General features: G+C 38.4%; 20 protein-coding genes and 2 pseudogenes. 14 read left to right on the top strand and 8 right to left on the bottom strand.

Features of this window, described 5'->3' with window-relative positions; genetic code table 11:
* Positions 1-42: 42 nt before the first annotated feature.
* The 6 genes from F927_RS02340 (at position 43) to F927_RS02315 (ending at position 5,661) form a co-directional block, all read left to right on the top strand.
* Positions 43-1,017, top strand: coding sequence for an ion transporter (locus F927_RS02340; RefSeq protein ID WP_004638650.1), 975 nt, complete (start codon positions 43-45; stop codon positions 1,015-1,017).
* A gap of 90 nt (positions 1,018-1,107) precedes the next feature.
* Positions 1,108-1,725 carry a LysE family translocator gene (locus F927_RS02335; RefSeq protein ID WP_005081110.1) on the top strand — a complete coding sequence of 206 codons (618 nt, stop codon included), beginning with the start codon at positions 1,108-1,110 and terminating at the stop codon, positions 1,723-1,725.
* 318 nt (positions 1,726-2,043) lie between these two features.
* Positions 2,044-2,997: an ABC transporter permease gene (locus tag F927_RS02330; RefSeq protein ID WP_005081107.1), complete on the top strand. Its 954-nt coding sequence runs from the start codon at positions 2,044-2,046 to the stop codon at positions 2,995-2,997.
* Positions 2,990-3,946, top strand: a complete 957-nt coding sequence (locus F927_RS02325; RefSeq protein ID WP_005081105.1) for an iron chelate uptake ABC transporter family permease subunit — start codon at positions 2,990-2,992, stop codon at positions 3,944-3,946. The genes F927_RS02330 and F927_RS02325 overlap by 8 nt, the downstream gene beginning before the upstream one ends.
* On the top strand, positions 3,937-4,701 hold the full coding sequence (locus F927_RS02320) for an iron ABC transporter ATP-binding protein (protein ID WP_005081102.1): 765 nt from the start codon (positions 3,937-3,939) through the stop codon (positions 4,699-4,701). Before F927_RS02325 ends, F927_RS02320 begins: the two co-directional genes overlap by 10 nt.
* 9 nt (positions 4,702-4,710) lie before the next feature.
* Positions 4,711-5,661, top strand: a complete 951-nt coding sequence (locus F927_RS02315) for a siderophore ABC transporter substrate-binding protein (protein ID WP_005081100.1) — start codon at positions 4,711-4,713, stop codon at positions 5,659-5,661.
* Positions 5,662-5,706: 45 nt separating this feature from the next.
* On the opposite strand, the gene F927_RS02310 is transcribed toward F927_RS02315, so the two are convergent.
* Positions 5,707-6,927: an MFS transporter gene (locus F927_RS02310; RefSeq protein ID WP_005081098.1), complete on the bottom strand. Its 1,221-nt coding sequence runs from the start codon at positions 6,925-6,927 to the stop codon at positions 5,707-5,709.
* Between the two features lie 230 nt (positions 6,928-7,157).
* Here F927_RS02310 and F927_RS02305 point away from each other — a divergent pair, with 230 nt between their 5' ends.
* Positions 7,158-7,949, top strand: a complete 792-nt coding sequence (locus tag F927_RS02305; protein WP_198421055.1) for a DUF4198 domain-containing protein — start codon at positions 7,158-7,160, stop codon at positions 7,947-7,949.
* 45 nt (positions 7,950-7,994) lie between these two features.
* Here F927_RS02305 and F927_RS17335 read toward each other — a convergent pair.
* The 3 genes and pseudogenes from F927_RS17335 to F927_RS02290 form a co-directional block, all read right to left on the bottom strand.
* Positions 7,995-8,105: pseudogene (locus F927_RS17335) on the bottom strand (epoxyqueuosine reductase QueH); the annotation flags it as partial.
* A 9-nt stretch (positions 8,106-8,114) separates the two neighbouring features.
* Positions 8,115-9,205 (bottom strand): IS4-like element ISAba33 family transposase gene (locus F927_RS17030; RefSeq protein ID WP_107010211.1). Its coding sequence is split into 2 segments (ribosomal slippage): positions 8,115-8,665 and positions 8,665-9,205, totalling 1,092 coding nucleotides; the frame shifts between segments, so codons are not numbered across the junction.
* A 68-nt stretch (positions 9,206-9,273) separates the two neighbouring features.
* A pseudogene (locus F927_RS02290) lies at positions 9,274-9,843 on the bottom strand (epoxyqueuosine reductase QueH); the annotation flags it as partial.
* 243 nt (positions 9,844-10,086) lie between these two features.
* Here F927_RS02290 and F927_RS02285 point away from each other — a divergent pair.
* Entirely contained in the window at positions 10,087-11,007 is a 921-nt protein-coding gene (locus F927_RS02285) for a LysR family transcriptional regulator (RefSeq protein ID WP_005081091.1), read from the top strand.
* 104 nt (positions 11,008-11,111) lie between these two features.
* On the opposite strand, the gene F927_RS02280 is transcribed toward F927_RS02285, so the two are convergent.
* Both F927_RS02280 and F927_RS02275 read right to left on the bottom strand, forming a co-directional pair.
* Positions 11,112-11,567, bottom strand: coding sequence for a DUF441 domain-containing protein (locus F927_RS02280; RefSeq protein ID WP_004638660.1), 456 nt, complete (start codon positions 11,565-11,567; stop codon positions 11,112-11,114).
* A 124-nt stretch (positions 11,568-11,691) separates the two neighbouring features.
* The gene (locus tag F927_RS02275) at positions 11,692-12,138 is read right to left on the bottom strand and encodes an Rrf2 family transcriptional regulator (protein WP_005081089.1); all 447 of its coding nucleotides are present in this window, start codon (positions 12,136-12,138) and stop codon (positions 11,692-11,694) included.
* Between the two features lie 106 nt (positions 12,139-12,244).
* Between F927_RS02275 and F927_RS02270 the strand changes: the two genes are divergently transcribed.
* A complete protein-coding gene (locus F927_RS02270) occupies positions 12,245-13,123 on the top strand; it encodes an NAD(P)/FAD-dependent oxidoreductase (protein ID WP_005081087.1) in 879 nt (292 codons plus the stop codon).
* A gap of 62 nt (positions 13,124-13,185) precedes the next feature.
* Here the strand turns inward: F927_RS02270 and F927_RS02265 are convergent, their stop codons facing one another.
* Positions 13,186-14,046 carry a hypothetical protein gene (locus F927_RS02265; RefSeq protein ID WP_005081085.1) on the bottom strand — a complete coding sequence of 287 codons (861 nt, stop codon included), beginning with the start codon at positions 14,044-14,046 and terminating at the stop codon, positions 13,186-13,188.
* A gap of 453 nt (positions 14,047-14,499) precedes the next feature.
* On the opposite strand from F927_RS02265, the gene F927_RS02260 reads away from it, so the two are divergent.
* Positions 14,500-15,060 carry a TetR/AcrR family transcriptional regulator gene (locus F927_RS02260; RefSeq protein WP_004638664.1) on the top strand — a complete coding sequence of 187 codons (561 nt, stop codon included), beginning with the start codon at positions 14,500-14,502 and terminating at the stop codon, positions 15,058-15,060.
* 80 nt (positions 15,061-15,140) lie between these two features.
* On the opposite strand, the gene F927_RS02255 is transcribed toward F927_RS02260, so the two are convergent.
* Complete coding sequence (locus F927_RS02255) at positions 15,141-15,920, bottom strand: ferredoxin--NADP reductase (protein WP_004638665.1); 780 nt, start codon at positions 15,918-15,920, stop codon at positions 15,141-15,143.
* Positions 15,921-16,020: 100 nt separating this feature from the next.
* On the opposite strand from F927_RS02255, the gene tsaA reads away from it, so the two are divergent.
* The 4 genes from tsaA to F927_RS02235 all read left to right on the top strand — a co-directional run bounded on the left by tsaA (position 16,021) and on the right by F927_RS02235 (position 19,778).
* Positions 16,021-16,764, top strand: coding sequence for a tRNA (N6-threonylcarbamoyladenosine(37)-N6)-methyltransferase TrmO (tsaA, locus tag F927_RS02250; protein WP_005081081.1), 744 nt, complete (start codon positions 16,021-16,023; stop codon positions 16,762-16,764).
* Positions 16,765-16,795: 31 nt separating this feature from the next.
* Positions 16,796-18,574, top strand: coding sequence for a type IV pilus assembly ATPase TfpB (locus tag F927_RS02245; protein ID WP_005081079.1), 1,779 nt, complete (start codon positions 16,796-16,798; stop codon positions 18,572-18,574).
* Positions 18,575-18,660: 86 nt separating this feature from the next.
* Positions 18,661-19,026, top strand: coding sequence for a NirD/YgiW/YdeI family stress tolerance protein (locus F927_RS02240; protein ID WP_005081078.1), 366 nt, complete (start codon positions 18,661-18,663; stop codon positions 19,024-19,026).
* A gap of 92 nt (positions 19,027-19,118) precedes the next feature.
* Entirely contained in the window at positions 19,119-19,778 is a 660-nt protein-coding gene (locus F927_RS02235; RefSeq protein ID WP_004638671.1) for a response regulator transcription factor, read from the top strand.
* The last annotated feature ends 3 nt before the right edge of the window (positions 19,779-19,781 follow it).

Genomic DNA, 19,781 nt, shown 5'->3' with positions numbered 1-19,781 from the left:
ATGCTACATTTTGAACTTGCTTGATAAAACTATAAGTACGGTATGACACAACTAAGACGTTTTGTGTATTGCACACTGCATGATGATGACTATCAAACTACGTTTAGCCGAGGCGTTAACTACTTTCTTATATTTTTGATTGTGGCAAATGCTATGGCAGTCATGCTGGAATCAATCGACTCTATTTTTTATCCAAATCAGATGTTATTTGAAACATTTGAGAATATTTCGATCGTTATTTTTTCGGTTGAGTATCTGTTGAGGGTATGGAGTATTGCCGAAAAAGATCCACAGTCACCAGCATGGCAGCAACGTTTTGCTTGGATGAAGAGTGGTGGAGCAATCATTGATTTGCTCGCAATCCTTCCAGCGTATCTCAATTTCTTTGTCAATATCGATTTACGTGTCCTCAGAATTTTACGTTTATTGCGATTACTCAAATTGACGCGCTACTTTGTATCATTGCAGATATTATTACGTGTGATTCATCGAGAAAAAGGTTCTTTTCAGGCTGTTATTTTTATCTTAATTATCATGATTGTAATGACGGCATCTGGTATTTATGTGGTTGAGAATCAAGCTCAACCAGAAGAGTTTAGTTCGATACCAAAGGCTATGTGGTGGGCGGTAGTTACTTTAACCACAGTCGGCTACGGTGATGTAACACCAGTGACTAACATGGGTAAGTTTTTAGGGGCGATGATCACTATTTTAGGGGTCGGGATTGCAGCACTTCCAGCAGGTATTTTGGCTTCAGGCTTGGCTAATGAATTAAACTTACGCAATCAAAAGCTAGAACAAGAATTTCGCGAAGCTTTACAAGCAAGGGGAATTGACTTGTTACATGATCAACGTGAGATTGAAAATATTCGTTTAAAAGTAGGATTACCTAAAGAGCAAACTCATGAAATTATTATGCAATTGGTGAAGGAAAAAATCTTAGAAGATCAGGAGCAGGCCACTCAGCATAAAGCAAAAAGTTTTTGTCCACATTGTGGTGAAAAATTATCTGAGTAAATATCAATTTTATTGTAATAATCAATAAAAAGTTGAGAGAGTTAACTGTTATAGTAAGTGAAAATTTGAACAAATGAATTATTTTTCTATATGAGTTTACTTACTTTTTTCTCTTTTATTGTGTATTCAACCGTAACCTCAATTACACCTGGCCCAAACAATATTATGTTGGCTGCTTCTGGCTTGAACTTTGGCTTAAAGCGAAGTATTCCTCATATTTTAGGAATTGGTTTTGGCTTTGGTGTCATGGTAATTCTAGTCGGTTACGGGATTGGTGCGGCACTAGGTTCTTCGCCTTTGCTTTATGAAATTCTAAAAATCATAGGTATTAGCTACTTATTGTATTTAGCTTATAAAATCTATCGAGCGGGTAGTATTAAAACCGATACCAAAGTTGATAAGCCATTAAGTTTTATGGGCGCTGCTTTATTCCAATGGGTCAATCCGAAAGCATGGATTATGGCTATGGGAGCAATTACGACTTATAGCTCAGCAAATAGTCGATTGGTAGAATTCGTTTTTATTGGTGTGATCTTCGGATTGGTGAGTATTCCAAGTGTTGGGGTGTGGGCGTATATGGGTGAAAAGTTGAAAATGATTGTAAATCATCCGAGGAAAGTTCAATTGTTTAATACAGTGATGGCGCTGTTATTGGTCGCATCCGTTATCGTTCCGATTAAAGATTCAGTTAATTTTTTTATCCCTTAAAGATATTAAATGTTGTCATAGCATTACCCATACTTTCTTGCGTATAACCTAAAAACACCTTGCTTTGTTGATAAGTTTTCGTCATTTGACTGGACTTATTAAAGATAAGGAAGCTTACTCTGTCCCAGTCTAATATTTTTCAGCTACACAATGAATGAAAATAATATTTAATATAACTTAAAGTTGTTATAAGCAGGTTTAGCAAATATTAAAAAAAGATAACAATAATAATTATCATTTATGATATTTTCTTATTTGATGTTTATTGTAATTTTTAAGCATTTTTTAAGGTTGTTTATTAAATGAAATTCTCCCGCCATGATTAAACGGCGCTATTTATTGGTTTTACTCATACCTTTGGCATTGATTTCCTTGTTTGTTGGTGTTGGGGATATGAGCCTTGCTGGATTGATTGCAGGCAATCCACAAGATTGGCAACTCTTTTGGACGAGTCGATTACCACGCCTGATGGCGATTGTTGTTGCAGGTGCTGGGTTAAGTGTCTGCGGTTTAATTATGCAGTCATTAAGTCGAAATCGCTTTGTTTCACCAACCACAGCGGGTTTATATGACTGTGCACGGCTGGGCGTTTTGATTTCGATTATTTTGCTTCCAAGTGCTTCTATTTTTGCCAAAACTGGATTTGCGATTATTGTCACGCTGATTGGTGCGATGACATTTATGAGTATTCTTGCCACTTTAAAGCACCGAGATACGGTGTTTGTGCTACTCGTTGGGATGATTTTTGGCAGCATTATTTCAGCATTTACGACTTTTATTGCTTTGCAACTTGATTTGTTGCAGAACTTAGCAGGGTGGTTGCAAGGGGATTTCTCAACCATTTTGAATGGTCAATATGAATTGATTTATTTAAGTATTCCCGTTCTTGCCTTGATTTATATATTTGCCAATCGTTTTGTCTTGGCAGGCTTGGGTGAAGACTTTGCGACAAATCTAGGTTTGAACTATAAACAGACACTTTTCTTAGGTTTGCTGCTGGTCTCAGTAATTACTGGTGTAGTGATTGTGACTGTCGGCGCAATTCCTTTTCTCGGTTTAATTGTACCAAATCTAGTCAGCCTTTATTTAGGCGATCATATTCGCAAAACGCTTTCACATACGGCATTGCTTGGTGCGTTGCTGGTCTTACTGTGTGATGTTTTTGGTCGAGTGGTGATTTATCCCTATGAGGTTTCGGTCAGCCTGATTATGGGGGTGGTTGGTAGTGTGATTTTCCTGTGGTTATTACTCAGGAGATATCGTTATGCATAATACCACGAAGCTGGTTGTACTTGCGGTTGCTGTATTGGTCAGCATTGGATTATATCTCGGTTGGAATCTCGGGGTTGCATGGCAGTATGCACTGGGACTGCGTTTAAGAACGGTCGCTGCAATTGTCGTTGCAGGTGTTGCTGTTGGTGTTTCAACTTTGGTTTTTCATACGATTGTAAATAATCGCGTGGTCACACCACAAGCCTTAGGTTTGGATAAATTATACGAATTATCTAAAACTGCAATTATTTATTTCTTTGGTGCGAGTACGCTATTGTCGCTTAACTTTGTGACTGATTATTTGATCAGTTTGTTGTTAATGGTGACTTTTGCTTTATTACTGTATCGCTTCATTTTTCAGAAAGTTGCACAACAAAATATTTATTTCTTGCTGTTGGTTGGTCTGATTTGTTCGACTTTATTTGACAACATGACCACCTTTTTTCAGGTGTTGCTCGATCCTGATGAGTTTCAAGTCGCTGCATACGCAGGCTTTGCAAGTTTTAATGTAGTAAAGCTGGAAACGGTTGCACTATCGTTGCTGACTATTCTCCCGATTCTTTTTTATAGTTTTCGACATTATCACATATTGAATGTGATGGCGTTGGGACGAGATCACGCGTTAAATCTCGGATTGAACTATGACAAAACCAGCCGCTTGTTACTGATCCTCGTGGTATTGGCACTGGCATCTGCAACAGCCCTCGCAGGTCCAATGATGTTCCTTGGCTTATTGGTACTCAATATTACGTTGGAACTGTTTAAAACCCATCATCATCATATTTTACTGCTCGGTATTGTTTTAGTGAGTGTGCTATGTCTCATGCTCGGTCAATTTATCGTATTACATGTACTGAATTTCAAAACCACATTGAGCGTGATTATTAACTTTGTCGGTGGAATTTATTTCTTCTGGATATTATTGAAGGAAAATAAAAAATGGCAATAGAGCTGAAGAATTTACGAAAAAGCTATCATCAACAGTGCGTCGTCAATCAAGTCTCAGTCACGATTGCCAAAGGAAAATTTACCGCATTTATTGGACCTAATGGTGCAGGTAAAAGTACGGTACTTTCGATTATGAGTCGTCTGATTGATGCAGATCAGGGACAGGTATTGTTGGATGGTCAAGATTTACGTGACATGAAAAGTGCGGATATTGCCAAAAAAATGGCGATTTTAAAGCAGTCCAATCATACCGAATTACGGCTTAGTATTGAGGATCTGGTGGCATTTGGAAGGTTTCCATATTCTCAGGGGCGTCTGACCCAGCAAGACCAGGACATTATTGATCGTTCAATTGCTTATATGGATTTGCAATCAATGCGTCATCGTCAGCTAAGTGAGTTGTCTGGTGGGCAGCGACAACGCGCCTACATTGCGATGATTCTGGCACAGGACACCGAATATATCTTATTGGATGAGCCGTTGAATAACTTAGATATGAAGCATTCTGCTCAAATTATGCGTGTGCTGAAAGATCTTGCTGAAAATCATGGCAAATCCATCATTGTCGTGATTCATGACATTAACTTTGCCTCTGTGTATGCCGATCACATTATTGCAATGAAAAATGGTGAGTTGGTCTATCAAGGGCATCCGCAGCAGATTATGAATGAAAGCACTTTAGAAACGATTTTTGATTTTCATATTCCGATTCAACAAATTCAGCAACACAAATTAGGTTTGTATTTTATTAGTTAGGAGTTCGTTATGCTGTTCAAAAAGACGTTGCCGATCATGATGTTGAGTGCAGTATTGGCTGCATGTGGTCATTCAAATGAACCTTCTGCGGCGCAGGAAGGAACTACAAACAGTCATGAAATGAAGAGTTTTAACAGTAAAGCAGGTCAGATTTCGATCCCATCGAACTTGTCTCGTATTGCGGTATTAGATACGAATGCATTGAATACCATTCATACGCTTGGGGCAGATGATAAAGTCGTTGCTTTACCCAAAGGAACACCATTGCCTGACGTGCTAAAGAACTTTAATGACGGTCAATATCTGGATGTTGGTACAGTCAAAGAGCCAAATCTTGAGAAAATTGCAGGGAGTCAGCCGGAGTTGATCTTGATGAGTGGGCGTATGGAAAATTTGGTGAATCAGATTAAACAAATTGCGCCCACCTATTTTGTAGATGTGGATTACAACAATCAGTTTAATTCGTTTAAACAACAAACTTTGAATATTGCTGAAATGGTCGGCAAGAAATCTGAGGCAGAACAACAATTAAAAACCTTGGAGCAAGACATTGCAGCGCTAAAAGAAAAAACCAAAGGTAAAACTGCATTGGTGATCTTGGTGAACAACAGCAAGATTGCGGCCTATGGTTCAGGTTCACGGTTTGGTAATATCCATGATTTATACGGTTTTACCCCAGCAGATGCTTCGATTAAAGTGGGCTTGCATGGGATGGCTATTTCACATGAGTTTATTGCCCAGAAAGACCCAGACTATTTATTCGTAATTGATCGTGGTGCTGCAATCACGGGTAATCAAGAGGGCGCAAAACGAGTATTGAATAATAATATTGCCAATCAATCTAAAGCGGCCAAAAATGGCAATATTGTTTATTTGGATTCGAGCAATTGGTATCTAATGAATAACGGTTTAGGTGGTATGCAGGCAATGGTAAAAGAAGTCGCTGATGCTGTGAAATAGCTTCAGCCATGATAGCGAGGTGTGAGCACGAGGCAGAATCTGTCGTTAAGCGACGACAGATTCTTTGTTAGCTGAGTATTTTGCGTAAGCTAAAGCGATTAATAGCACAATTAAACCACCTAAGCTTAAAACGAAACCCACCCAAATTGGGGCTAACCAGCCCATATTATGGCTCAGTACCCATCCACCTAAAAAAGCACCAAGGGCATTGGCTAGGTTGAAGGCTGAGTGATTCAATGATGCCGCCAAAGTTTGAGCATCCCCAGCAATATCCATCAAATGGGTTTGTAAGGCACTACCTAAACCAATCACAGTAAAGCCAATCAAAAATAAAGCAGTAATCGCTGTATATAGATTCGCCATCATAAAACTGGCGAGTACGAAGGTGAGTGCGGAACTGATTAAAATTCCAATCATGGTTTTAAATAAATGGCGGTCTGCAAGCCAACCCGCAACTAAGCCACCAATGACCATACCCACACCCCAGATTGCCAACGCAATAGGAACAACAGAAATATCGGCATGTGTATATTCAGTGAGGATCGGGGAGACGTAACTATAAACGGAAAACATACCGCCAAACCCGATTGCGCCAACGGCAAGTGTTAACCACATATTAATATTTTTTAAGCCTTTCAATTCAGCCCGAATACTTGCGGTTTTTTGTGGGCGAATATTGGGCACAAAAAGACCGATGCCGATCAAGGTAATGAAGGCAATTAAAGCAGAGAACTCAAATCCTGTTTTCCAGCCGAATTGTTGACCGAGCCATGTGGCGATGGGTACACCAATGACATTCGCGATAGTCAGTCCCATCATCACTTGAGCAATTGCAATCGCACGACGTTGCTTACCCGCTAGCTCTGCTGCAACTAAAGCCGCTACGCCAAAGTAAGCACCATGTGGAAAACCTGCAATAAAACGAGAGACCAACATGGCTTCTGAGCTTGTTGCTAAGGCAGTTGCAGCATTTGCTAGGCCATAAAACAACATCAATGCAAGTAGCAATGTTTTGCGAGGAACTTTGGCACCCAAGATCGCAATAATGGGAGCACCAACCATAACACCGAGTGCATAGGCACTAATGAAATATCCAGCATGAGGGACACTGACATTTAAATCAGTTGCAATTTCTTGAATTAGTCCCATTGCAACAAATTCAGTTGTACCGATACAAAAACTACCAATCGCAAGTGAAAAAATCACGAGAAATAAAGAATAGTTTTTTGATGGGGAGCTAAGCGAGGGAGCGTTTGGGGAGGACATAGGGTCTCGAAGCAAATTAAGCGAAGATATTATATCGGGCAGATCACAGAAATGTGAAAAAGAGCACAAATTTTATAGATGTCACCTAAATTTGCAATCGTAAATTAGCATGATAATACTAAATCTTTATGATAATTATTTTCATTTATGTATAATGCAATGCATAAAATAATTGGCTAAACCACTACGCTTAATCAATGAGTATGTGGGGGAAAGGATGGGAAACAATTGTGAATAAATTATTGATAGCATCATTGGCACTGATCTCAGGTTACAGCACAGCACACGAACCTTATGTTGCACCAGTAGCATATCAAACCACCAACACGCAGGTTGCAATTTTGGCTGGTTATGCTGAAGAAGCTTTGCATAGTGAATATGCATTAAAAAGTCCGAAGTTTGAAATCACCGATCCAAAACAAGTTAAAAACACGGTAGAGCCAGACTCAAAACTGGGAACAGCTACGGTATTTGATTTGAAATTACCTGAAGCGGGTACTTATCGTGTGCAAACCACAGCAAGCTATCCGTTGAAATATGTGCAAGATCAAAAAGAATGGAAATTGTTCTTTGATATGGCAGCGGATAAAGCGCCTGCAAAATCTGAACGAGATTATCTGATCCCTGCCGATCTTAAAACTAAGAAAATTAATCCTGTAGAAGTCACTCGTGAATGGACGTTATTGACCTACGTGACGAAGGAAAAAGCTTCACCTGTACAGCCAATCGCAGCGCCGATTCAAGTTGAGTTTTCAACACATCCGAATGAACTAAAAGCTAATCAGCCTACAAAAGTAAAAGTTGCGAAAGCAAATCAACCTTTAGCCAATGCAGAAGTTGTAGTCCGTGCTAAGGGTGCAACGGATGAACAAGCGCAAACACTAAAAGCAGGCACTGATGGATCTGTAGATTTAACATTTCCACGCGCAGGTGAGTATCTAGTAGAAGTTACAGAGTCGGTTGATAGCAAGAAAAAACCAAGTAATCAGTTTTATAGCATTATTAGTTTATCTGTAAATTAACTCTGATCATAAGCTGATCTATATGTATGGATCAGCTTATTCATTTTATTCATCATCCATCGCATTGCTGTAAAATTTTACACCCAATTTAATGCGATCACGTCCATTACTCATACGCCAGCGATTGGTGTCTCTTAACGAATAAACCTCTGTACACGACAAATTTCATAGGATCCTTGTCCTATCAGGCTTTTTCTTTCTTAAAATTGCTAGCACTTTCTTAAATTCTTCTTTTTTTCCAAAACCAATCAAACGTAGAATAGCCATTTGAACATAGTCCAAACCGTAGCGAAATAAACTTACTGAAAGTCGTCCATGCTTCTTTATTTTTATCGCTTTTTTCCGATCATGTTGCCATTCACCTGTTAAATAGCACCAACAGAAACCGATAGCTAGCACTGCTATCAATTTCTTGACTCGTCTAGGGTCTGTTAAACGAGTATTTTCAAGATTGAATCCACGTCCTTTGAGACAACTAAATAACGTTTCGATTTCCCAGCGTAATGCATAATCACGAATAGCAGAAGCATTAAACATAGGAGAAACAACAAGTAAAAGCTCTCCATCTTCTAATCGTAGCGCACTAATATACAGTTTCACTCGACCAACCCAAATACGTCGTTTACGACATTCAGTTTGACCAACTTGAAGATGACGAAATAAATCACTAATTTTATGATTCTTGGCTAAGTGATTGGTCACAATAAAGTTTTTTTAACACGTATACAGAAGTTAATGTCATTTTCAATTAACCATGTAAACCATTTCTCACCGATAAATTCTCTGTCTGCAAACACATTCACAATACGATCTTTACCAAAAATGGAGATAAAGCGTTGAATCAAAGCAATACGCTCTTTTGTATCTGAATTTCCACGTTTATTGAGCAATGTCCAAACAATAGGTATCGCTATTCCACGATAGACGATGGCTAACATCAAGATATTAATATCTCGTTTTCCCCATTTCCAATTAGTTCTATCCAAAGTTAATTGGACTTTATCGAATGAAAATATATTGAAAATTAACTGAGAAATTTGACGATAATCGAAATACTGATCTGCAAAGAAGCGTTGTATACGTCGATAAAATGATTGTGGTAAGCACTTGATGGGTAAGGCTTTAGATGCAGAAGAAAGATTACATGTCTGTTTTACAATTAATGCAAGCATAATCAGTGTAAAACATTTTGCATGTGACTTGTTCCACTTTAGATATTTGTTTAAGATGAGATGTAACTCATTGAAATGTGTCATCATATTCGTCGTCAGAAAACAAGTATTATGCCATTATTTCAATGAGTTATCTTTTTTTGTCGTGTACAAAGCGAATAAACACAACCACAATACTCTTGTTGATAGAATTCTTCTCTTTTACTGATTTCTAGCATACGTACTGCACCGCCATGCTTGCGCCAATTATAATCCCAGTATTCGATATTAGGATAATGTGCAGCGGCGCGGAGACCACAGTCATTGATTTGCTGCATATTCTTCCAACGAGAAATACCCAATGAGCTGCTAATCAAGCTAAAGCCATGTTCATGGGCATATAATGCGGTTCTTTCAAAACGCATGTCAAAACACATCGTGCAACGAATGCCTTTTTCAGGTTCATTCTCCATGCCTTTCGCGCGAGCAAACCAATTATCGGTATCGTAATCACAGTCGATAAACGGAATATTATGTTTTTCTGCAAAACGAATGTTTTCTTCTTTACGAATCAAATATTCTTTGACTGGATGGATGTTTGGGTTATAGAAAAAAATCGAAAAGTCGATACCAGATTCGATGAGGGTTTCCATGACTTCACCTGAACATGGCGCACAGCAGGAATGTAATAGTAATTTATCATGACCTTTAGGTAAGGTTAGTTTTTGGCGTTCAAGAGACATGTTCAACAAAAGGAATAAGTGAATTATCGACTATTGTAAAAGTTTTAGGTAACACAAAACGCTGAATTTAGTGAAAGTTTTTCAGCATAAAATGAAATTAATTTAACTTTAAAAATTGCAAACAGTTCAAAATATTTTCTCGTGTATGCGCTGTTTAATATGTGAATGATAAAGTAAAGTCATATTGAGGTAAGCTAATTAATTTTATGTTAAGATGAATTAAATTCAATTTTGGTTTTGGTCGTGTTAGAGCTTCGTCATTTAAAAACATTGATTGCTTTACGAGAGCATGGTTCATTGGTTGCTGCTGCAGCGGATTTATGTTTAACGCCATCCGCGATTTCTCATCAACTTAAAGAATTGGATCATTGGTACGGGGTAGAGGTGGTAAATCGTCGCAGTCGTCCCGTGACTTTTTCCAATGTCGGACAACGCCTACTCAAGCTTGCAGATGATATCTTGCCGCAAGTACAGATAGCCCAAACGGATATTACTCGGATTGTGCATGGGCAGACAGGACGTATTATTTTTTCTTCCGAATGCCATAGCTGTTTTGACTGGTTGATGCCGTTATTGAATCAATACCGTCACCAATACCCAGATGTGGATTTGGACTTTGCAGCAGGTTTTGAATCCAATCCACATGAATTGTTGCAAAATGCTGAATTTGATTTATTGATTACAGCTGATCCTATCGCTTTAAAAGGGATCGAATATTTCCCAATTTTTGAATATGAATCGCGTTTAGTGTTATCCAATACACATCCACTTGTGCGAGCCGAACAAGTTACAGTGCAGGATTTAGCTGAGCAAACCTTGATTACTTATCCAGTTGATAAACATCGTTTGGATATCATGGCGCACTTGTTTATTCCTGAGAATATCCAGCCTAAACATATACGGACAACAGATTTAACCCAAATGCTTATTCAGTTGGTTGCTAGTGGGCGGGGCGTAGCGGCTTTGCCTGATTGGGTCGTGAATGAATATGAACAAAAAGGTTGGGTTGTCAGTCGTCGCTTGGATTGTGTTGCACCGCAGGGTCTAAGACGTACATTGTATGCGGGCTATCGAACTGAAGAAAAAGAGAAAAATTATTTTGAGGGCTTTTTAAAGCAATTAGAAAAATTTTCAAAAAAACGTACAGTATATTACGAACGCTAATATATGGTGGTGCTAAGCAGATCACTTAGAAACTCTAGATCATTTCTAGGTTCTAGGTGATTTTTTGTTTTTCTCGGTATATTTATTGACTGTTAAATTATTGGTCAAGACTTCCCAATCAAAAGTGAAAGGATACCTGCTGCGATCAAAGGACCTACAGGTACACCACGGAGTAATGCAACCCCTGCAACTGTACCAATCAATAGGCCTGCAATGACATCGGGTTGACTGGTCATGAGCTTCATTCCACGACCGCCCAGCCATGCAACCAATAATCCTATGGCAATGGCGATTAAAGACTTCACACTGATGAAAGACTTTAAAATATTATCGCCACTGATCTTGCCACTCGCAATCGGCGCGAGGACACCAATGGTTAGAATAATAATTCCAATATTTAAGCCATGTTGCTGGATATAAGGGAAAAATTGGTCTAAAGGTGTGAGTTTCACCACAATCAATACAGCGGCAGCTATCGTAACCGCCGTATTGTGACTAAAAACGCCACAAGCAAGTAAGATGATGAGTACCAATAAATTAACATCAAGCTGAGAAAACATATTGAGAAGAAAAAGCAATAAAGTTGAATTGTATCGTAATTTGTGAAGCTACTTTCCAATAATTTACATGATGGTAAAACAAGCAGGTTTCCTGATCTACTTTGTCTATGCTGTCATTAAGATTTTATGCTTGATAATTATGCATTTTGGCTCGATAAAGTTGATCAAACGCGTATGCAAGGTCAGCAAGTGTCGTTGCTTTTAATTTTGCTAAAAGAATATCTTGTGCTTGTTGCATCGCATCTTCTAAGGCCGCATTTACAACACGTTCAACACCGCATTCTGGATTTTCTCGTTCATTACCGATTGCGAAAATGGTTGGTTCGCCTACTGCATTATAAATATCTAATAATGTTGTTTTTTCTAAGTCAGCTATAAGATGCCAACCTCCTTTGGGTCCCTTTACCGATTGTATAAAACCTGCATTTTTTAATCCTGCCATTGTACGTCTGACGACTACAGCATTGGTTGAAAGCATATGTGCAATTTCTTCTGAAGTGAAAATCTTGTTTTGACGTGCCATATGGAGTAGCACATGGAGCATTCGAGAAAGTTTGCTGTCGGTACGCATAGCATGTAGGGTGATTTAAGGTTGGATATTAATGTAACATCAAAAGTTGCAAATATAAATAAAAAGTACTAGTGTAACTTTAAAAGTTACTTATTGGTGTGTGAAAATGAATTATGATGTGGTAATCATTGGTGGTAGTTATGCCGGTCTGGCAGCAGGCTTGCCACTGGGTCGTGCAAGAAGAAAAGTTGTAATAATAGATGCAGGGCAACGTAGAAATCGCTTTGCAGATCACTCACATGGTTTTCTAACACAAGATGGTGCGCTTGCGAGCGAAATCGCACAGATCGCCAAGCAGCAATTACTTCAATACCCAACAGTGGACTGGATTGATGGGCAGGTAAAGCGGTTAGAAAAAAAAGATGATCTTTTTCATATTTGTATTGATGGTATACAGGCGGTAAGTGCGAAAAGAATCATCATTGCAACTGGTGTACAAGACCAACTGCCTGAGATCAAGGGGCTTAAAGAACGTTGGGGAAAAAGTATTTTTCATTGCCCTTACTGCCATGGTTTTGAGTTAAATCAAGGAAAAATTGGGTTAATTGCAAGTTCTGAGCATTCAGCCCATATGGCAATGTTATTACCCGAATGGGGGAGCGTGACCTACTTTTTGAATGGCCAGCCTTTAGCCGCTGAAGTAGAAGCACAGTTGATTGAAAGAAATGTCGTGATTGAAAAAAGGCCTATTGCAGAAATTATTGAACACAGCACAGTTGTGCTGTCTGATCAAAATCATATTACTTTTGAAGGGATATTTGTCACAACCAAATGTGTAATTTATCAAGATTGGATACATAAGCTCGCATGTGAGTTGGAGCACAACCCAATGGGGCAAATGATTAAAACCAATGCCTTAAAAGAAACATCAATATCTGGTGTTTTTGCGTGTGGAGATGTAGCTCGATTAGGTGGATCAGTTTCATTGGCTGTAGGCGATGGGACGATGGCTGGTGTTGCTGCACATCGATCATTGGTTTTCTAAGTTAACATAGGGTTTAAAGGTCATATTCACATTAAACATGTAGAAATGACCTTTTATCCGCATTAAGCAAGTTTTCGATATGCTTCGTACTGGTAACTAGAGATTTGTTCATCCCAAAACATTTGCCAAAGGTCACAATATTCTAAGCAAAGATCACGGATTAAATCATAATCTGATTCGACGCAAGCCTGAGCCAAGACAAACCATAGATCATCTTCGTGGTCATCATCTGCAGCTTCGGCGGATGCATCATGTGAGACGCCATGGACATAGTAATAACCACTATCTACATTGAAACCAACCGCTTTGGTTGCTTGACGTAATGCAGGGCTAAATAGAATTACTTCTTCTTCAGCGACCGCAAGTAAAGCAGTTACAGCTTGATAATGATCAAAGGTATTTTCTAAAAATGAGCGAACTTTCTGCGCAATAATAGACGGTTGATAGTTATTACGCTCTGTTTGTGTTAACTCAAAATCATCAAGTACATCTTCAAACAAAGGATAGTGTGCGTATTCTGGATTACCAGAATAATACTGATTGTTGTCTAATGCAGGACGAAAACCGAACTCATCCAGAATATTAAGATTTAATAAAAAGCGAGGATACATTTTAGAACCTGACAGGAGTCTCGGCTCTAATTGCTTTGTCTGGAATTGAGCCATCAGTAGCGCATCAGTAAAAACTTGCACGATTGCATGTCGATATTCTAAGTGGATGTGTTTTAAGGTTTCTTTATCGATTAAACCATCATTCAGAAGTTGGATGGCGGGATGTTTTGAAACAGGATGCTTTGAAATCTCCGCTCTTAAACTGTTCAGAAAGTTCAAATTCTTGTTCCAAGCTTCTGTAGAAATGCTATTTTTCATACCGTCTATAGCTTTCTGCCTTGGGTTGTCAAAGTTTTCAAATATTTTTGGCATAGTTTTTTACTCAATGAATTAATAAATGTTATTGCTTTTCCAATGATATAGTTCGATTTTTTTTGGTTGTTTATGAATATAACTATTGGTCCAACCAAATATCTTTTTATTGGATAAAATAAATATAAGGTGATTTAGAGGTGAAATCAATTTATTAAGCGAGCTAAAAAATAACCATTCAGATTGTTAATTAATCAAAAAATATATAAAAGGTGATTTATTTCACATTAATAATTGAATTTATTTTTAAATAGAAAGAAATTTTTACAAATCAGCTTGTTTGTCATCTTATTTTTGCTTAACGTATAATAGTGAACTTGATTGGAAGTGTTATATTTCCTATTATGTTCATAAAGAATATGGACAACAGCATAGTCGCCAGATTTTTCAAGCCTATAAACTATGCCTAAATAATATATTAAGTTTATATTATAATTCTAAAAGGATAATAAAATGTCAAAAAAAGAAGATATTATTGCAACGGCTCTGTACCTCTTCAATCGTCATAATTATAGCTCTGTTGGGGTAGATCGAATTATTAGTGAGTCAGGCGTTGCAAAGATGACATTCTACAAGTATTTTCCATCGAAAGAGAATCTGATTGAAGAGTGCTTATCACGAAGAAATAAAAGTATTCAAGAAGCTATTGAGCATGAGGTGAATCAGTTAAGTGAAGAAGATTATTTAGGTAAGATTAAAGCTGTCTATTTTTGGCATCTGTCATGGTTTAATTCGGATGATTTCCATGGTTGTATGTTTCAAAAAGCATCTTTGGAAATATTGCAACAATATCCATCTATTATTCGTCCGATTGTAGAGTATAGAGAATGGTTAATGGGGCTGGTTGAGGATTTGTTTGAAAAAGCGAAAGTATTTCAACCTCACGTTTTGACTGCTATGTATATTAATATATTGGATGGTATGACGGCCTATGCCAAAGTAAATAAGGATCATTCTGAAATAGAAGAGTGTTGGTATTATATTGAACGGTTGATAAATTTAGAGGCGGCTTAAAGCCGTATTTTAATTACCGATTAATCTTAAAAAAACCGAGTGAATTTATCACTCGGTTTTTTTAGTTTAAATATTAAAGCTTATTTTTCAACAAATGCGCGTTCAATAACATAATCACCCATCACACCCATACGTGGTGATTCAACCAAGCCGTGTTGATCGAGTAGTGCAGCAACATCTTTTAGGAATGCTGGGCTACCACAAAGCATGGCACGGTCAGTTTCACGATTGAAACGAGGCAAACCAATTTTTTCAAATAATTCGCCAGTTTCGATTGCTGTTGTTACACGACCTTGTGTATGGAATGGTTCACGCGTCACAGTTGGGTAGTAAATCAACTTGTCTTTGATTCCTAATTCTTCAAAGAATTCATGGTTAGGAAGTTCATTCAAGATGAGATCTTGATAAGCGAGTTCAGATACATAGCGTGTACCGTGAACCATAATCACTTTTTCAAATTTTTCGTAAGTTTCTGGATCACGAAGTAAAGAAAGAAATGGCGCAAGACCTGTACCAGAAGATAAAAGATATAAGTTTTTACCTGGTAATAAGTCGTCGTGTACTAAAGTACCTGTAGGTTTTTTTGAAATCAGGATTTCGTCGCCTACTTGTACTTTTTGTAAAATAGAAGTTAGTGGACCGTCCTGTACTTTAATCGAGAAGAATTCAAGTTCTTCTTCATAGTTCGCACTTGCAATCGAATAAGCGCGCATTAAAGGCTTGCCATTCACTTCAAGTCCGATCATCACAAACTGACCATTTTTAAAACGTAAGCTTGCATCGCGTGTGGTTTTAAAGCTGAAAAGTGTGTCATTCCAGTGGTGAACATGAGTAATGCGTTCAACGTTAAAAGCAGCCATTAAAGGTCTCGATCACAGATAAAAGAAACAGATTGCTATTCTAATCTAAAATCATTCTCGATAAACTGAATATATTTAATTGTGTTTATAAGAAAAAGTGATGATTGACGCTGTAACGATGCCGATTATTGGCTATATGCATTCTCCTTATCGTGAAAAATTTGGCATTCCTCGACAGCCAAATCTTGTAGAAGTCGAATGCTTTATAGAAATGGCTGAACCCTATAATGATTTGTTGGCATTTGATGGTTTGGAAAATTTCAGTCATTTGTGGCTAGTGTGGCAGTTTCATGACAATAAAAATAGTGATAACAGTTTGAATCAACAGCCTAAATTTCGCGCACAAGTACGCCCGCCGCGTCTAGGAGGGAATCAGAAAATTGGGGTCTTTGCAACAAGAAGTATGTACCGCCCATCACCGATTGGTTTGTCTGTGGTCCGTTATCTGCGTGTTGAAAAACACGCCAAGAGCGTTCGTCTGTACGTTTCGGGAGCAGATTTGTTGAATGGTACGCCGATTTTGGACATAAAGCCCTATATACAGTATTCGGATGCAATAGTTGATTCGGTAAGTGGCTATGCACAAGAACAGCCTGTACGTAAGTTGGTACAATGGATGGAATCTGCACAATCACAGCAGCTACTGTTACTAAAGCAAGGTATTTTAAATAAAAGAGTATTAGGCGAACTCGAACAAGTGTTATCTTTAGATCCACGACCTGCATATCAAGATGATGCGGAACGGGTCTATGGAATGTGTTTTGCAGAATTAAATATTCAATTTACAGTGGATGAAAGGAATGTGTCGATTGTAAATATAGAGCAAACAAACTTAGAAATATAAATGAGTTATAAATTTGGGGGAACAGACGGTAATGCAAGCACAAGCAAAATTTGCAAATTTTTCTTTTACAGTCGATGTGACGTGGTGTTTAGAGCAACTACTAAAAGATGGGCTTATTACTGAACGAGATAAATTACTTATTCAGACCACTCATCGACAAAAAGAGCAATTGAAATGGCATCCGTTGCAGTGGATTGCGAACTTCAAGCTCAAAGATCAGTTAAATCCAACCTCTACTTTGACGTTGAATCGTTTATGTCAGTGGCTTGCTGAAAAAGCGGCAGTTCCATTGTTCGTGATTGACCCTTTAAAGGCAGATGTAACAGCTCTAACTAGCGTTATGTCGCAAGAGTTTGCGGTGAGAAATCACATTCTTGCGGTTGAAGTACATGCCGATCGGATTTTGATTGGAACTGATCAACCGTTTTCTACAGAGTGGCAAAATAACTTAGAGCGAAGTTTAGCCCCGAAAAGAATAGAAAAAGTTTTACTGAATCCAGAGCAATTACAACGATACTTGCACGAATATTATCAAGTGAGTCGAGCCGTCAACTCATCACAAAATACCAGCGCATTTGATCGTGATAATAAAGGTGTAGAAGCACTTTTACAGCTAGGAGACACCCAAAATCCAGATGCAAATGATCAACACATTGTTAAATTGGTTGACTGGGTGCTGCAATTTGCTTTTGAGCAAGGTGCGAGTGATATTCATCTTGAACCTCGTAAGGATAAGGGGAAGGTACGTTTCCGCATCGATGGGGTATTGCATACGATTTATAATATGCCTGCAAATACGCTGACCGCAGTTATTTCCCGCATCAAAATACTTGGCCGGATGAATGTCGCTGAAAAGCGTAAACCTCAAGATGGTCGTTTAAAAACCAGAACGCCAAAGGGACAAGAGACAGAATTGCGTCTTTCTACTTTGCCGACTGCTTTTGGCGAAAAGTTAGTCATGCGTATCTTTGATCCAGAAGTATTAGTACGAAGCTTTCAACAACTTGGTTTTGAAGGGCATTTATTACAGAGTTGGCAACAACTCACCCAACATAGCCATGGGATTATTTTAGTCACGGGACCGACAGGTTCTGGGAAAACCACAACACTCTATTCATCGCTAAAACAATTGGCGACTGAACAAGTCAATGTCTGTACCATTGAAGATCCGATTGAAATGCTTGAGCCAAGTTTTAACCAGATGCAGGTCAATCCAAACATTGAGTTGGGTTTCGCTGATGGGGTACGTGCTTTAATGCGTCAAGATCCTGACATTATCATGGTGGGTGAGATTCGTGATCATGATACTGCGAATATGGCGATTCAGGCAGCGTTGACAGGGCATCTGGTGCTATCAACTCTTCATACCAATGATGCGCCCTCGAGTTTGACACGACTACATGATCTTGGTGTGCAGCCTTTCTTAACTTCAGCTACGATTTTAGGGGTGTTAGCACAGCGTTTAGTACGTCGATTGTGCCCACATTGCAAGCAAGAAACAGCAATAAATGAGCAAGAGTGGGAGCATTTAACCTTTGATTATATGATGGATATGCCAACCACAATGTTCAAGGCAGTAGGTTGTGAAGTATGCCGTCATACAGGTTATAAAGGTCGTGTCGGTATATATGAATTTATGCCTGTGAGTCTAGAGTTAAAGTCACTAATCAGCGCACATGGCACACTCAATGATCTTCGAACTCAAGCAAAAAAAGAAGGTATCGAACCATTGCGAATAGTGGGTGCTCGTAAGGTGATTGAAGGAGTGACAACGCTGGAAGAGGTTTTGCGAGTTGTTCCACTTAGCTAGTTGATTTTTCCATCTTCAGATTCACCTCATCTTGGTTTGTTTAAATAACCTCATCGAAATGATGAAATTAGAATGAGGAAATCAAGATGAACGTATTTTCAAAAGTAGCAGTGATTGCGAGTTTGGTTGGTGCAACGACCATGGTTGCAGCGAATACGGGTGCGGTAAATCAACAAGCTTTGACACCAACACAGATTAGTACGGTACAGCAAGCATTGACCTTAAAGGATGATACACCTATCAAGCTCAAAGGTTATATTGTTAAAGCAATTGGTGATGAAAAGTACCAGTTTAGTGATCAAACAGGTAGTATCACCGTCGATATTGATGATGAATTATGGCAAGGTAAGCCAATCTCAGCCAAAACGCCTGTGACTATCATTGGTGAGATTGATATTGACTACAAACCGAAGAAACGTGTTGAAGTTGATGTAGATCAAGTTCAATTTTGATGACAGGTGCTCATACAAAACCACATGATATTCATGTGGTTTTTTGTTTATGCTTTAATTGAATATTAAAAATAAAATGAGAGCGTTTATTGATGCGGATTTTATTGGCAGAAGATGATGCTTCACAGGCGGAAAGCATTAAAGACTGGTTGGAAATGGATGGTTATAGTGTTGATTGGGTTGAGCGTGGTGATCATGCAATCTTAGCAGTTGAACAACATCAGTATGACTGTGTATTACTTGATCGAGGTTTGCCAAAAGCATCTGGTGATCAGATTTTAAAATCAATTCGACAACGTAACCTAAAAACACCAGTTATTTTCATAACTGCAAAAGATCATATCCATGATCGGGTTGAAGGTTTAGATCTGGGTGCAAATGACTATTTAGTCAAACCGTTTAACTTAGAAGAGTTATCTGCAAGAGTACGATCACAACTACGCCAGCATCAGGTTGATGCAGGGCAATATCTTAAATTTGCTGATTTAAAACTAGATCCACAAGCGAAAACCTTGAGTCAGGCAGAGCAGACAGTAAATTTAACTGCGAAGGAGTTTCAAATTTTATATAAATTAATGCAAAAACCAGATCATATTTTTACGCGGGAACAATTAGAAGAATCTCTGTATGCATGGGGAGATGAAATTGAAAGTAATGCAATCGAAGTGTTTATTTATCAAATTCGCAAAAAAATAGGCGGACAGTATATTAAGACTGTCCGTGGACTTGGCTATCGAATGCATCAGGAATAAACA

Origin of the sequence: Acinetobacter haemolyticus CIP 64.3 = MTCC 9819 (assembly GCF_000369065.1) — a bacterium.
GTDB lineage: Bacteria > Pseudomonadota > Gammaproteobacteria > Pseudomonadales > Moraxellaceae > Acinetobacter > Acinetobacter haemolyticus.
Note: the sequence above shows the minus strand (reverse complement) of the source record. Positions and strands in the feature narration are given on the sequence as shown.

Coding starts and splice junctions, on each gene's coding strand:
- F927_RS02340 (WP_004638650.1), top strand. CDS start 43: ATGACACAACTAAGACGTTTTGTGTATTGCACACTGCATGATGATGAC.
- F927_RS02335 (WP_005081110.1), top strand. CDS start 1,108: ATGAGTTTACTTACTTTTTTCTCTTTTATTGTGTATTCAACCGTAACC.
- F927_RS02330 (WP_005081107.1), top strand. CDS start 2,044: ATGATTAAACGGCGCTATTTATTGGTTTTACTCATACCTTTGGCATTG.
- F927_RS02325 (WP_005081105.1), top strand. CDS start 2,990: ATGCATAATACCACGAAGCTGGTTGTACTTGCGGTTGCTGTATTGGTC.
- F927_RS02320 (WP_005081102.1), top strand. CDS start 3,937: ATGGCAATAGAGCTGAAGAATTTACGAAAAAGCTATCATCAACAGTGC.
- F927_RS02315 (WP_005081100.1), top strand. CDS start 4,711: ATGCTGTTCAAAAAGACGTTGCCGATCATGATGTTGAGTGCAGTATTG.
- F927_RS02310 (WP_005081098.1), bottom strand. CDS start 6,927: ATGTCCTCCCCAAACGCTCCCTCGCTTAGCTCCCCATCAAAAAACTAT.
- F927_RS02280 (WP_004638660.1), bottom strand. CDS start 11,567: ATGTTTTCTCAGCTTGATGTTAATTTATTGGTACTCATCATCTTACTT.
- F927_RS02275 (WP_005081089.1), bottom strand. CDS start 12,138: ATGCGTACCGACAGCAAACTTTCTCGAATGCTCCATGTGCTACTCCAT.
- F927_RS02270 (WP_005081087.1), top strand. CDS start 12,245: ATGAATTATGATGTGGTAATCATTGGTGGTAGTTATGCCGGTCTGGCA.
- F927_RS02265 (WP_005081085.1), bottom strand. CDS start 14,046: ATGCCAAAAATATTTGAAAACTTTGACAACCCAAGGCAGAAAGCTATA.
- F927_RS02260 (WP_004638664.1), top strand. CDS start 14,500: ATGTCAAAAAAAGAAGATATTATTGCAACGGCTCTGTACCTCTTCAAT.
- F927_RS02255 (WP_004638665.1), bottom strand. CDS start 15,920: ATGGCTGCTTTTAACGTTGAACGCATTACTCATGTTCACCACTGGAAT.
- tsaA (WP_005081081.1), top strand. CDS start 16,021: ATGATTGACGCTGTAACGATGCCGATTATTGGCTATATGCATTCTCCT.
- F927_RS02245 (WP_005081079.1), top strand. CDS start 16,796: ATGCAAGCACAAGCAAAATTTGCAAATTTTTCTTTTACAGTCGATGTG.
- F927_RS02240 (WP_005081078.1), top strand. CDS start 18,661: ATGAACGTATTTTCAAAAGTAGCAGTGATTGCGAGTTTGGTTGGTGCA.
- F927_RS02235 (WP_004638671.1), top strand. CDS start 19,119: ATGCGGATTTTATTGGCAGAAGATGATGCTTCACAGGCGGAAAGCATT.